Annotated in this window: 14 protein-coding genes, 2 tRNA genes and 1 other annotated feature; of the genes, 5 read left to right on the plus strand and 11 right to left on the minus strand. The window is 46.0% G+C overall.

The genetic code is table 11. The features are described from left to right. Nucleotides 1–283: 283 nt before the first annotated feature. The 4 genes from pgmB to A4U59_RS19100 all read right to left on the minus strand — a co-directional run bounded on the left by pgmB (nt 284) and on the right by A4U59_RS19100 (nt 3,429). Entirely contained in the window at nt 284–955 is a 672-nt protein-coding gene (pgmB, locus tag A4U59_RS19090) for a beta-phosphoglucomutase (RefSeq protein WP_066175173.1), read from the minus strand. Nucleotides 956–1,190: 235 nt separating this feature from the next. Then, a complete protein-coding gene (locus tag A4U59_RS19095) occupies nt 1,191–1,604 on the minus strand; it encodes a DUF5392 family protein (RefSeq protein ID WP_169824009.1) in 414 nt (137 codons plus the stop codon). Nucleotides 1,605–1,720: 116 nt separating this feature from the next. Further along, nucleotides 1,721–1,858 (minus strand): FbpB family small basic protein, encoded by a 138-nt coding sequence (locus tag A4U59_RS21010; protein ID WP_083270948.1) that lies wholly within the window; start codon nt 1,856–1,858, stop codon nt 1,721–1,723. Nucleotides 1,859–2,193: 335 nt separating this feature from the next. Continuing rightward, nucleotides 2,194–3,429, minus strand: a complete 1,236-nt coding sequence (locus A4U59_RS19100) for a dicarboxylate/amino acid:cation symporter (protein WP_066175175.1) — start codon at nt 3,427–3,429, stop codon at nt 2,194–2,196. A gap of 323 nt (nt 3,430–3,752) precedes the next feature. Here A4U59_RS19100 and A4U59_RS19105 point away from each other — a divergent pair, with 323 nt between their 5' ends. The 4 genes from A4U59_RS19105 to nrfD all read left to right on the plus strand — a co-directional run bounded on the left by A4U59_RS19105 (nt 3,753) and on the right by nrfD (nt 8,141). After that, a complete protein-coding gene (locus tag A4U59_RS19105; protein WP_066175178.1) occupies nt 3,753–4,385 on the plus strand; it encodes a TorD/DmsD family molecular chaperone in 633 nt (210 codons plus the stop codon). A gap of 116 nt (nt 4,386–4,501) precedes the next feature. Continuing rightward, the gene (locus A4U59_RS19110) at nt 4,502–6,700 is read left to right on the plus strand and encodes a molybdopterin-containing oxidoreductase family protein (RefSeq protein ID WP_066175181.1); all 2,199 of its coding nucleotides are present in this window, start codon (nt 4,502–4,504) and stop codon (nt 6,698–6,700) included. After that, nucleotides 6,700–7,239, plus strand: a complete 540-nt coding sequence (locus tag A4U59_RS19115; protein WP_066175183.1) for a 4Fe-4S dicluster domain-containing protein — start codon at nt 6,700–6,702, stop codon at nt 7,237–7,239. Before A4U59_RS19110 ends, A4U59_RS19115 begins: the two co-directional genes overlap by 1 nt. After that, on the plus strand, nt 7,236–8,141 hold the full coding sequence (nrfD, locus tag A4U59_RS19120) for an NrfD/PsrC family molybdoenzyme membrane anchor subunit (RefSeq protein ID WP_169824010.1): 906 nt from the start codon (nt 7,236–7,238) through the stop codon (nt 8,139–8,141). Before A4U59_RS19115 ends, nrfD begins: the two co-directional genes overlap by 4 nt. Before the next feature lie 199 nt (nt 8,142–8,340). On the opposite strand, the gene A4U59_RS19125 is transcribed toward nrfD, so the two are convergent. From A4U59_RS19125 to A4U59_RS22440, 7 genes are all read right to left on the minus strand, one after another. Continuing rightward, nucleotides 8,341–8,417: transfer RNA gene (locus tag A4U59_RS19125), tRNA-Pro, on the minus strand. 10 nt (nt 8,418–8,427) lie between these two features. After that, a tRNA-Leu gene (locus A4U59_RS19130) sits at nt 8,428–8,514 on the minus strand. 195 nt (nt 8,515–8,709) lie between these two features. Beyond that, nucleotides 8,710–9,012 (minus strand): hypothetical protein, encoded by a 303-nt coding sequence (locus tag A4U59_RS19135; RefSeq protein WP_066175188.1) that lies wholly within the window; start codon nt 9,010–9,012, stop codon nt 8,710–8,712. A gap of 156 nt (nt 9,013–9,168) precedes the next feature. Next, complete coding sequence (gene metG, locus A4U59_RS19140) at nt 9,169–10,983, minus strand: methionine--tRNA ligase (protein ID WP_083270950.1); 1,815 nt, start codon at nt 10,981–10,983, stop codon at nt 9,169–9,171. Nucleotides 10,984–11,037: 54 nt separating this feature from the next. Continuing rightward, nucleotides 11,038–11,302 (minus strand) — a binding site (T-box leader). Between the two features lie 49 nt (nt 11,303–11,351). Further along, nucleotides 11,352–11,858, minus strand: a complete 507-nt coding sequence (locus A4U59_RS19145) for a cupin domain-containing protein (protein WP_066175192.1) — start codon at nt 11,856–11,858, stop codon at nt 11,352–11,354. 64 nt (nt 11,859–11,922) lie between these two features. Next, entirely contained in the window at nt 11,923–12,882 is a 960-nt protein-coding gene (locus tag A4U59_RS19150) for an alpha/beta hydrolase (RefSeq protein ID WP_066175194.1), read from the minus strand. Between the two features lie 178 nt (nt 12,883–13,060). Continuing rightward, nucleotides 13,061–13,192: a hypothetical protein gene (locus tag A4U59_RS22440; RefSeq protein ID WP_281183852.1), complete on the minus strand. Its 132-nt coding sequence runs from the start codon at nt 13,190–13,192 to the stop codon at nt 13,061–13,063. Between the two features lie 51 nt (nt 13,193–13,243). Between A4U59_RS22440 and A4U59_RS19155 the strand changes: the two genes are divergently transcribed. Then, nucleotides 13,244–13,450, plus strand: coding sequence for a hypothetical protein (locus tag A4U59_RS19155; RefSeq protein WP_066175196.1), 207 nt, complete (start codon nt 13,244–13,246; stop codon nt 13,448–13,450). The last annotated feature ends 78 nt before the right edge of the window (nt 13,451–13,528 follow it).

The following is a 13,528-nucleotide window of genomic DNA, read 5'->3' on the forward strand; positions in this document are numbered from 1 at the left end:
TGTGCCCTGTCATCTCTATGACAGGATTTAAATTCTATCATCTTGCATTGTGGTTGTCAACATTTTTTCTCGTCAACAACAAAACTTATTGTATCATGTTGTCAGGCTGGTGTCAATAAGCATTTGCAAGCTTCTAAATTTACGCCGCACCGTTTCCGGGACAACGAATAACATCATATCACTAACATATAGAAAAGGTCAACCTTGTTTTTTCTTTACGTTTTTCTTTCATTATCTTAAAACGACCACAAACAGAAAAAGAACCCCGAAAGGTTCTGCACTGTTAACCCTGTTCAAATTCACTTTGGATCAAATCCAGGATAAGTTCAGACGTATGGTTAACAAACATGTCCGCCCTGGACATCGCTTCTTTTGAACCGACACCTACCGCAAACATCCCCGCCCCTTTAATTGCCTGGACTCCCGCTTCTGCATCTTCCACTCCGATACAGTTCTCTGCAGGAATGTTAAGGTACTCAGCAGCATTAAGAAAAATCTCCGGATCAGGCTTTCCTTTTTCCACTTTAGCAGCATCAACAATGTAATCAAAATATTCTCCAACCTCCAGACGTTCTACAACTGTAAAAGCGTTTTTGCTTGCTGATGCCATTGCAACGGCTATTTTGTTATCTCTAATTTCCTTCAGTAATCCAAGAATGCCCGGCAGCAGATCCGCGGGTGTGATTTGTTTAATAAGTTCTTTATAGTGTTCATTCTTTTTTGTTGCCAGATGTTCTTTTTCTTCTATAGAATACTGATTTTCCAGGCCGCCTTTTTTTAGAATCAATTCAAGGGAGTCCATACGGCTTACACCTTTCAGCTGCTCGTTGAATTCACGGTCGAATTCGACTCCAAGTTCTCCGGCAAGCTGCTTCCAGGCAAGGTAATGGTACTCGGCGGTATCGGTGATGACTCCATCCAAATCGAAAATAAAGGCTTTTAGTTCTCTTGTCATAAAGCCCATCCTTTCCAAATCATTAAATATGCGCAACCGTTTTCGCAATTCCCGATATTCTCATATTACCATTTTAATTAAGAATCTATCAACAAAAAACCAGGGGGGAGGATCCGCTCCGATCTTTATCACTAATTCTTTCCTGCAGAAAAAAGAGCCGCAAAAGCAGCTCTCTTCCTTACCGGGAAACAAAACAAAAAGGATCAACCCTTTTCGCCCGGCCGTAAACCTCAAGTCAATAATAAGATACTCTCTCCGATCTATTTTCTTCTTCCAGGAATTCCACAAAATAACCGACCGACTTAAAGGGCCGGCTTTGAACAAGGTCTGTATACTTTTCTTTGATTGAATGCGGCACGGCATCACTTTTATTGATTCGTTCCACCATATAATCTGTACTCTGTTTGATCATCTCTTTTTGCTGATATCTACCCTCTTTTGAAATCGCCATTCCTGCGGCTCCTATTAGCGCATACAATACAATGCTGGAAATTCGGAACTCCGGCTCTGCGAATAAAAGAACAAACAAGTTGAAAACGGAAAATGCAATCAAAGGAAACGACCAAAAGGAATACCTGGCCGCTTTCTTTTTTATTGGCTGTAAAGTCTCTTCTAATTTCTCGATTTCCTTTATAACAAATTGAGGCATGTCTTTCATTGTAAAGAACAACGCGATCCATCCTCTCTTTCTTATCAATTTTCAAAAAAGCACAAGGGGGAAATGCTCAATTGTGGTTTACCGCGTTTTGATAGATGTCAGTATTTCTAATGCTGATTGTGTTTACTCCCCATTTCATATTTTTCTTCTATTCGCTTTTCGATACGTTCGATCGCCTTTTCATCCTTCAGTAATTCCTGCTTATTTTCTTCTATAAGCTGTTCTAATGTTTTTCCCATTGCCATTTTTCCCAACTCCTTATTTTTTGTAAGATCAGGCACATCAACAAGGAAAACAAAAAAGACCTTTACCCGCTGAACACAGGTAAAGGTCTTGCTAACAATAGAAATTGCCAATAAAGCCGAGAGTATAAGGTTCCCTCTGTAATGACGACTTTATTGTAAAAGCTACTCCCCTTTATAGGAAAATGCTTATTCAATTGATGGTACACCTATATTATATAAAGATTCTTACAATTCGTCAATACGAACGAATTTATGCACCCTTTTCTATACAACAGGCCGGCTCCATCCCTGTTTCTTCTGCACGCCATTCAAAAGAGACGAAAAAGCAGTTCTTTTCAGGAAGCGACCGGATCGCGCTCATTGTCTGTCTGGTGGATGATCGTCGTACCGACAAGGTCACCGGTAACATTTGTGGCTGTTGCGCCCATTCCCAGGATGGCATCAACCGATCCGATCAGCGCCACCACTTCAAGAGGCAAGCCCGCCTGCAGCAAAACGGTTGAAATGGTGATCAGCCCTGCACCAGGGACACCGGCTGTTCCGATTGAAGCGAGCGTGCCGGTGAGTACGATTCCAATTAAAGCGGTCATCGATAAGTCGATGCCGACGACATTAGCTGCAAATATCGCTGAAGCACCAATGCGGATAGCAGCACCGTCCATATTGATGGTGGCGCCGAGCGGCAGGCTGAATCCGTAGAGCCCTTCCTTAAGCCCGATGTTTCTCGCCGCATTGATCGTGACCGGCAAAGTGCCGAGACTGCTCTGGGTGGCAAAGGCTGTCAGCATCGCCGTTCTGGCCTGCTTGAAAAAGGCAAGTGGAGATACTTTAAAGAATGCAAGCAGCAGGCCGTATATCACCAGCTGAACAAGAAGGCCTGCGTAAACGACCATAATAAGCTTACCGAGTGTCATTAGGGACTCGGTCCCCTGGCTGCCGACAGTTGCAGCAATTATGGCAAATATGCCGATCGGAAGGTATAAAAGAACCCATTCCATAATTTTAATGGATGCTTTCTCCCCTGCTTCTATTGATTTATAAAGCACATCCCCCATTCTCCGCTCTTCACCCTCCGCTCCATGCCGCATGGCAGCGACGGCAAAACCGAAAACAAGAGCGGTGAAAATAATGGCGAGCAAGTCAAGGTTCAGCAGCGCTTCAAAAATGTTGACCGGAACGATGCCGAGCAGGAGCTCTGTGAATGATGGAGCTTCCGGCACTTCAACTTCCGCTGCGCGGGGAATGGACAGCCCTGTACCCGGATTAAAGAAAGAAGCAACGAAGATTCCAATTGTCAAAGCAAACGCAGAAGTCAATATATAATATAGAAGAACTTTGCCTCCCATTTTGCCAAGCTGTCCAGGATTTGTCTGGTTGACACCGGCCATCAATGTGAACAAAACAAGCGGTATTATCAAAAACTTAAGAAGCCTCATCAATAAATCGCCAAGAGGCTGAATGACTTCAACGGATGAGCCGAACAGCAAGCCGGCGATCACCCCCAGAACCAAAGCAGCTGTTATTTTTAACATTAAAGAGGTTTCTCTGTAAACCGCCCAGAGATTTCGCATCTTTTTCCCTCCATCGCATTAAATAGTACTTTTTTCAGAAAGATTAAACACCATACTAGCAGGGAAACTCTCCCCCCTGTCAAACAATAACTCCTATTGCCACCGGGTAAATAGGTTAAATTTCGGAATATTGAATCATTTCATTTTATCACCTCTCAGCCGGGATATGTAGGATAAATTTAAAAACACATAACTATTTCACCGATTCGTCACGTAACGGTTACGTTTCTTCCATATGAAAAACCCATATGCATGCTTTATACTAACGTAGTAATAATATTCCAATTAACTACTATCCCTGCATTAGAAAGGAGGGTAAAAAGATGGAGAAAGCCAGGGCGGCAACGGTAAAAGAGATTTTTTTGCTTTTGTCTGAATTTGTGAAACCGCCAACCCCTCGCCTGTTTGCCAGTTTGGAAGATTTGGAACAGGAACTTGCGGAACTTATGTCTGAAACCGGGTATGATGAGAATTCACTATCTTCTTGTAAACCGGAATCCTTCGATGATCTCGAAGAAGCTTATCACAGATGTTTTTCAGGAAGGGTAAAACCATATGCCCCGCTTGTGGAATCGCTGTATAAGCCGTGGACAAGTGATCCGCATGCGAATCTTCCATTTGCGAGAAGTAAAGGGTATTTATTTGGAGACTCGGCTCTTCATATCCGTTACCTTCTTGATCAGTTCGAGCTGCAGCTTCCTGCTGCTTACCATAACACTCCAGATCATTTATGCATCTTACTGGAATTGGCCGCATTCGGGACTGAGACAGGAGAGGATGATTTTCTGCCTGAATTTTTAAAGGATCATTTTGACTGGCTTAATGAATGGGTTCAACAGCTGTCTAAGCTGGATTCCACGTTTTATTTCAAAGTTGGCAATATTATTCGCTCATTTGTGCTTAATCTTACAGATGAGGTTACCAACACACAGGCAAAAACACCGGCTGCATACTGAATGAACTGTAACAATCTGTTCAAGGTGCAGACGGTAAATTTTAACACCGATATGTTCAATATTTCACAAAAGTGTGTCTAAGTCGTGTCGTTCTTATAAAAGGAGGTATTACCAAAATGCTGCGTTCCAAGTTCTCAAGAAGGACATTTTTAAAATCTTCAGCTGCAGCAACCGCAGTAACTGCAACTGCCGGAACGGTTGGATTCAAGGAATGGTCCAGCCAGATGGCTTCTGCAGCAGAGTCCGAAAATGTGAAAGCGATTCCGAGTACGTGCAATGGGTGTTCAAGCAAATGCGGAATTATTGGCTATACGAAAAACGGCCGGTTATGGAAGCTCACAGGCCATCCCGATCATCCAAATTCGAAAGGGAAACTTTGTGCACGCGGCCATGGCTATGCAACTGTCGTTTATTCACCGGACCGCTTAACAGAACCGATGAAGCGGTCGAAGGATGGTTCTTTTAAACCGATCAGCTGGGAAACTGCTTTCGATGAAATCGGTTCGAAATTGAAGGAAATCATCAGCCAGTACGGCCCTGAAACAGTGGCTTTGACAGAAGACCCGCGGGCTACAGGAAAATATTATTCACCGCGGCTGATTAACGCAATGGGTTCACCAAACTATTACACGCACCATGTTGTATGCTCAAATGCCCGGGATGCCGGTTACTTGCATACTGTCGGCGTTTCCAAAACGAGTGCTGATATAAGCAATGCCAAGTTCATCATGTTTATCGGCCGAAGTTATGGAGATGGCATCCGCCCTAGTTCTATCCAGTCTCTTGCTGCCGCCAAAGATAAAGGAGCAAAAGTGATTATTGTAGACCCGCGTCTTAACAATACTTCCACCTTTGCAGACGAATGGCTCGCAATCCGGCCGGGAACCGATCTTGCCTTTGTGCTTGCGATGGCCAACGTATTGATTACGGAAAACCTTTATGACAAAGCGTTTATTGAAAAACATGCCGAAGGTTTCAACAAGTTCGCTGACAACGCCCGCCAATATACACCGGAGTGGGCGGAAAAAATTACAGGCATCCCCGCTGATACGATTGCCAGAATGGCACGTGAAATGGCGGCCGTCCGTCCACAAGCGCTGATTGAACAATCGTGGCGCGGAGCTTTCGGCTGCAATTATTTCAACAGCACCGAAACCGGAAGAGCCGTTGCCCAGTTCAACGCACTGCTCGGCAATTATCAGCAGGAAGGCGGAAGCATCTTCACCACCAAGCCCCACCTTGGAAAGCTTGACTCGGCGAAGCACCCTTCCCCGCCTGAACCGAAAGCGAAACGCATGGGCGATGAGGAATATCCGCTTGCTTATCCGGGGCATGGTGTTGCAACCGTTGTCGCCAAGAAAGCAATGGAAGGAAAAGCGAAAGCTGCCTTATTCCATCATTCCAATGCAGCAGTCGGATACGGCAATCCAAAGTATATGAAAGAAGCACTGGAAAAACTGGATCTCGTAGTCGCAATCGATGTACAGATGTCGGAAACAGCCCTGCTCGCTGATTATGTCCTTCCGGATGTAACATACATCGAGCGGACCGAGGTCATTGAAGCCCTGTCCGGCAAAACACCTGGCATCGCACTGCGTCAGGAAATCGTTGAAAAGGTACACCCTGAGACAAAGCCTGTCCATGAGATTTACGAAGGCATCGCAAAAGCGATGGGGCTGGAGCAATACTTCAACTTCACCCTTGATGAATTGAATGAAGCCATACTGGCACCGACCGGCATTTCATATAAGGAACTGAAAGAAAAAGGAACAATCATGTTCCCTGCTGAGAAAGTGAAGTACGGGGAGCTTCCAAAGTTGAAGACGCCGTCAGGTAAGGTTGAATTTTACAGCAAAGCGTATGAAGAAGCTGGTTTTGAGCCGATTGTCACATGGGTGGAGCCGAAAGTGAAGCCTGATCCGTCCACATTCAGATTGATTACCGGAAAACAGGCGAACCACAGCCACACACAAACGGCCAATATTCCGATTTTGATGCAAATCACGAAAGATTATGATCTGGAACGGGTTTGGATGAACCCGAAACGGGCGAAAGAGCTCGGCATTAAGGATGGGGATATGGTTGAAGTGAAGTCTTCGGAGGCAACCAGCCGCGTGCGTGTGAAAGTGACCGAACGGATCCATCCGGAAAGCCTGTTTGTGCCAGGCCATTACGGAATAACATCCAAATTCCTCAATACCGCTAAAGGAATCGGCTTTTCGTATATGGAGCATGTACCGTTTGACATCGAACCGCGCGGCGGGACAAGCATGATCCACGAGGTCATTGTGAAAGTAAGGAAGGTGAAAGACTGATGGCACGTTATGGAATGTTAATTGATACTACAAAATGTGTTGGCTGCTATGCTTGCCGGGTCAGCTGCCAGATGCAGAATGAACTTCCGATCGAGCAATCGTTCATTACATTTCATGAAAAGGAAAACGGCATATTCCCGAATGTGAAACATGAAATCATTCCAGTTCAATGCCAGCATTGTGAAAATGCTCCCTGTGAAGAGGTTTGTCCTACAAAAGCGACTTACACGACAGAAGACGGCATTGTGCTTGTTGACGAAGACCGCTGCATCGGATGTAAATACTGTATGGTCGCATGTCCGTATGATGCCCGCTCCCAAAACCATGAAACGTATGTCGTTGAAAAATGCCGTTTCTGTGCAGAAGAAGTTGCCCAGGGCAAACAGCCTTCCTGTGTAAGTACTTGTATCAGTGATGCGCGCGTTTTCGGAGACCTTGACGATCCAAACAGTGAATTGAACCGTGAGATTATTAAGAGAAACGCCAAGCCGCTCCGTAATGACTTGAGCAGTAAAGCAAAAATATTCTATGTGAGGTGATTGAATTGGCATGGGGTGTCATAATTGCATGGTATTTATTTCTTGCCGGTTTGAGTGCCGGCGCTTACTTGACCGCTTCCTTTACAGCAAGAAAATATCCTGACAAAAAAGTTCTTCGGCTTGCAGGCCGATACGCTGCGCCTGTATTAATCGGAGTCGGGCTGATCCTTCTGATATTTGATGCGGAAGCCGGCTTGCACCACCCGCTCCGTTTTATTTATCTGTTGACGAATCCGACTTCCGTCATGACGATTGGCACGTATCTGATCAGTGTTTTCATGATGGCGTCACTCGCTGTGGCAGCACTCGAGTTTTTCAAGCGGAAGGTTCCCGCTTTCCTTGAATGGACCGGCATCATTTTCGCAGTCGGCACAGCCGTTTACACCGGTTTTTTGATTGGTGTTGTCGGCAATGTACCGCTCTGGAACACAGCCATTTTACCTGTTCTGTTTGCTGTATCTGCAACTTCTACAGGTATGGCCGTCACAATGCTTATCGCAGCTTTTTTCGACCGTCAGGCTGTCCATTCAGTACTGGCCGTCAAAAAGATCCACCTGGGTCTCCTGGTTACAGAAGTGGTGCTTCTCTTTACGATGTTTTATATCACCAGTTCAACAAGTGAAGTTGCCCGTGAATCTGTATCAGCGATTCTTTCAGGGGAATACAGCCTGTTATTCTGGATCGGTTTGATGGTGATCGGCTTACTATTTCCAATTACAATCGAAATTTTAGAGTTGGCCAATCATAACAAGATGACCCATTCGCCAGCAGGCCTTCAGGCCGCAGCCGCAGGAAAAGGCGGCATCATCGGAACAGTGGCAGCTGAAAGCGGTGTATTAATCGGAGGCTTCATCTTACGCTTCCTGGTTCTGGCAGCAGCTCTGCCTGCAACCTTCCTATAATATGTCTTCACTCCGGCAGTTATCATACTGCCGGAGTGGCTTCGGCGGGTTTTCCACTTTTCACATGCTGGCAAACGTGGAATTGTTCCTATTATCCATTCAATAAACTTCCGCTGCATGTAAAAATGAACATTAAAAAACAGCATAAACAACGTTTATACTGTCTGTTGGAATTATAGATATGTATGTAGCGTGTGCGTGGTCGGGAAGACAGGATTTGAACCTGCGACCCCTACGTCCCGAACGTAGTGCTCTACCAAGCTGAGCCACTTCCCGTAAAATAAAATGGTGCGGACGAAGGGACTTGAACCCCCACGGTATTTCTACCACTAGACCCTGAACCTAGCGCGTCTGCCGATTCCGCCACGTCCGCAAGAATGTAAATGATTGAACTGACAAGTATAATTGTACTCATTCTATCCGGAAATTGCAATAGGTATTTTTTTGAAGTCAAGGGTATGCGCGACCCCCTTATCCGTGTGCCGTCAGGACTCTTTGCAATATGAGGCAGAGCAATTTAAAAGGCCAAACCCTTTAAAAAAGGCCTGGCCCATTAACTCTGCTAAACTTACATTCCGCTATCCATATCGCCTTCCATATCACCGTTCATGTCACCGTTCATGTCACCGTGCATATCGCCCATTTCAAAGTCTGCGCTCGGTTTTGCTCCCATCGTTCCATGCATTTCGAGGTACATGTCCTTAATTTCCTCCCGTGTCATATCGGGATGCATCTGTTCAGCATGTTTGGACATTTGCCCATAATTGACAGTCCCTTCAGCTTTCTTGTCATCCATATCCTGTGCAAATGCTGAAGTCCCGCCGCCTGCAATCATTGCTGCTGCAAGTGTGCCTGCAAGAAATTTTTTCATGAATTCATACCCCTTTCTGATTGATGGTACATTTCTTTCATACCACAATCATCCATTTTTACACGTCTTTTACCTTTTCAACGCGTGTTCAGTCACAGGGGGAATTTGTTGATTTCCTATATCCCTCTCAAAAGCACTGGCTGGATTTTCCACCTGTCAGCGTCCCAGCTTTTCCGTTTCCTCATCAATCACCTTCAAATCAATTCGTTCAAATAGCGGCTTCACAGAATCAACCGTCTTGTTCTCAATCGTTTGCATTGACCATGTTACCCCTCGAAGACCAAGCTGCTTTCTGACCTCCGCTGCTGATAAAGGCAAAAATGGATCCAAAAGCACAGCGAGATTGGCGATAATGACAACGCTCGTGTACAGCGTATTGGTACAGCCGGCCGGATCTTCCCTCACCTGTATCCACGGCTTTTGTTCATCAAAATACTTATTGCCTTTCCTGATAAATGCGAAGATTTCCTCCAGTGCCTGCTTGAAATCCGCCCTTTCAATCTGCTCCCCGCTCCTCTTAAACAAACGTTTGATTAACCGTTCGATCTCCTCATCAAGGCGGCCGCCGGGTATTTCTCCTCCATATGATTTCTCTATGAATTTAAGGGTCCTGTTCACCAAATTTCCGTAGGCTCCAAGCAATTCACTGTTATGGCTGTAGATGAATTCGCGCCAGGAAAAATCGGCATCTCTCCGTTCGGGGCCATTTATGGTCAAAAAATAGCGGATTGAATCGGGGTGGTACCGCTTCAGCAAATCGGGAACCCAAACCGCCCAGTTTCTGCTTGTTGATAACTTCTGGTTTTCGATTGTGACGTATTCACTTGAAACAATATGGTCTGGCAGGTGCAAACCTCCCGCACCGGATAAAACAGCCGGCCAGATAATCGTATGGAACGGAATGTTATCTTTGCCATGTACATAATAAGCGATGCTTCCCTCTTCCCAAAAAGGCTTCCAATCCCGGCCCGATTGTTCAGACCAGCGCTTGCTTGCCGTTAAATAGCCGGAAACCGCCTCAATCCATACATAGATTTTTTTATCACTGAAGCCCTCAACAGGCACCGGCACACCATTTTCCAGATCACGGGTTGCCGCTCTGTCCCTGAGCCCCTCCACCAAATACCGATTCGTCATTTGAATGGCGTTCGCCCGCCAGCTGCCGCTTTTACGCGCCTGCTCCAGGTACTCCTCGAGCTCCTGCTGAAATGCCGAAAGCCGAAAATAAAAATGCTCGGTTGTCCGGCCGGCAGGCGCTGAACCGCAAAGCTTGCAGCTGCGATTTTCCAGCTCCTGCGGTTCCAGGAGTGAAGAACAGTAATCACACTGATCGCCACGCGCCGGGTTCCCGCAATGCGGACAGCCCCCCTCCACATATCTGTCCGGCAGAAACTGGCGGCACGTTTCACAATAGGTCTGCTCCACTTCTTTTTTGTATAGGAAGCCTTTTTCATTTAATGCATGAAATATGTTCTGCACTTCTTGATGGTGAAATACGCTGTCCGTCCTCGTATACAAATCGAACGTGAAACCAAGTGCATTGAAGCAGCTGACAAATTCCTCATGATATCTTCCGGCAATTTCGGTGATCGGAACTCCTTCCTCATTTGCCCTGACCGCAATCGGCGTCCCGTTGCAATCACTCCCTGAAACGTACAGCACCTCTTCTCCTTTAAGTCTGAAATACCTAGCCAGAATATCCCCCGGCAGCAAACTCGCAACATGGCCGATATGCAGGGATCCATTCGCATACGGCCATGCCCCTCCGATAAAAATGTTCATTTCAACTTCCTCCTTTTTGTAAAGGGCTCTGTTAAACGTTAGTGTTGATTTCCGTTGCAGGTACTCGCTTTCCGCGGGGCGGGCGGTGAGCCTCCTCGTCGCTCCGCTCCTGCGGGGTCTCACCTGTCCCACTAGTCCCGCAGGAGTCTCGCACCTTCCACTCCAATCAACTAGTGAAAAAATCAACATTGAGCTTTAACAAAGCCTTGTAAATAAAAAAATCCCCGCCCAAAGACATTTCTGTCTAAGGACGGGGATATACCCGCGGTACCACCTTATTTCACCGACCACTCGCGCCATCGGCCTCATCAAGTACGGAACCGGCTTGAGACGGTTCTTATACTGTGGCATCAGTAACGGGTGCCAAACCCGGCACAGCCTACTCTCAATCATTTCGGTGTGCAGCTCGGAGACCATATTCAGCCGGTTTCTTTTTTGCTTCTTTTCAGCTCCCGAAGCTCTCTGTAAAAAAATCCGCCAGCATACTCTTTCTCGTCATGGCTTTTCAGTTCGATTTTTTATAGTATGCCACTAACAGACAGCGTTGTAAAGTTCCTTTATTGGTTCCAATACGAAAACAGCGGGCCCCTGTCTCCATACAGAGGGTCCTGTTTTGGCAGCGGAACGTTTTGGATAATCTCAGCCACGTCCGGCTGCTCTTCCGGCTTTCCAGTCTGAAGGTCATACTCCATTCCATCAGGATAGGCCCCGCATACTTTAAAGTCATGGGTCGACTCAACGTGCTTATGGCCGACACCTGCAGGAATGATCAGCACGTCACCCTGCTCGACATTCAGCACCTCGCCATGTTCGCCGCCCATCTTCAATGTCGCCTTGCCGCTCACTACACCGAGCACTTCATGTGTTGTGCTGTGGTAGTGATGAATACTGGAGACACCGCCAAGCCAGGTGCCTTTCCAATTATTCTTCTCGAAAAGCCGGCCCATTTCTCCGGTATCTCCTACAGCATCACGGTATACAATCAAATCAAGATTTTTATTATTAGGAATGCTGCCATCGCCGTCAAAATGGAAGGATCGGACTTCAAGGTTGTTCATGTCCATCAGTCTCATCTCCTTTCACCTTTACTTTACCCGCGGTGAAAGGGTGGAAACCTCGCCGGGCTGCTCAAGCAGAGGCTCTGATGAGAAAGTGCTTGCGCAGCCAGGTTTCCAGCACGCTTCTCAACTCAGGATGAAGCGGCTTGCCGATGTCAGACTTGTACAGCTTTTTCGCCTGAAGGAGTGAATGATCCTGCTTTTGTTCCTTCAAGCCGTGGTTCATATCTTCAATGGCATGAATTTCAAGCGGTGCCGTTATATATCCAGACAGTTTATCGAGGTTCCGGTAATCAGCCTGGAAATCCCGTTTTCCGGTGATAGCAAGCACCGGGCATTCAATTTTTTCATAGGCATCATTTATAGGATAAGTGAAATGCTCACGGAACCATCTGGCACTCACTTTTGAGGTTCCGACCCTCATCACATCTTTTTCACCATCAAGAATCTTCTTGAAAAATTTCTCGTTCTTTTTCCTCGCTTTTTCAGTCACCTTCAATTTTGAAATCAAAAATCCCTTGAACCCTCCGATTTCGTCCAGCTCCTTCAAGCCGATTTCCTGCTGCATTTTGATCGCTTCATCAAGCCGCATGCCAGCCCCGCTCAACAGGATCAATCCGGACACCGGGTTCCGTGCGTTTAGTGCAGGAGCAAGAATGGCCCCTTCGCTATGGCCAAGCACAAGGACATTTTCTTCGTCCACAAGCGGATAACTGCGCAAAAATTCCAGGCATGCCTCGGCATCATCTACAAGATCCATCATGCTTGTTTCATATTGCTTGCCGCCGCTCCCGCCCACTCCCCGCTTATCATAGCGGAGGGTTGCAAACCCCTGGCCGCTCAGCCACTCCGCAACTTCCCGGTAAAGGTTCAGCTCCAAGCCCTTTGCATTCCCGTCCCGATTCAACGCACCTGTCCCTGGAATGATGAGAACAGCCGGGTACTTCTCCCTGTCTCCTTCCGGAATCGTCAGCGTCCCTCTCAGCTCAACAGCACCTTCAATGATCGCTTCCTGGTTTACGAATGCCAATATGACCACTCCCCGATTTTTGTTCATGCTGCAGGTTATGTATTGTTAATGAATGTATTCTTGATATAACGCTTCGCTCCTTTAAAATATTGGCAGTTAAATCAATAGAGGAAAATTTATTGCAAAACGATATATGAGTAACTTAAATAAAAGGGTTCTACATATTTATGGAGAAAGGTTATTCAGCAAGGATGGTGGAAGAAGAAAATCCGCTGTTCTGTACTTTGCCCGTTCCATTACGGTGCAGGACATTGAAAAAGCTTTTTCGAAATGACACCGGACGATCTGGCTTTGTGATCTGTGCTGCCATAGTATATAAATTCAGGCTTAATCTCAAAATATAAAAGAAGCAGGTGTTATCATGAAAAAGAAAACATTTTGGTTCCCTTTACTGGCAGCGTTATGTTCAATGGTGATTTTATATACAACAGGAAACCTATTTGACATCTCAATTTTAAGTTGGAATTGTTATAAGGAGAATCCTTCAGAAGGGATACTTTTTGAAGCAGGAGGTTCGGTCATTCCCATTATAATTGGCTTCATCATGGATTTATCACTGAACGAATAATAAAAAAATCACAGGAACGCAACTCTAATCCCGTATAATGGCTGTTCCAAAATCATCAAATTGCTTTTCTTTATCTAT

The organism is Bacillus marinisedimentorum, from assembly GCF_001644195.2.
GTDB lineage: Bacteria > Bacillota > Bacilli > Bacillales > Bacillaceae_O > Bacillus_BL > Bacillus_BL marinisedimentorum.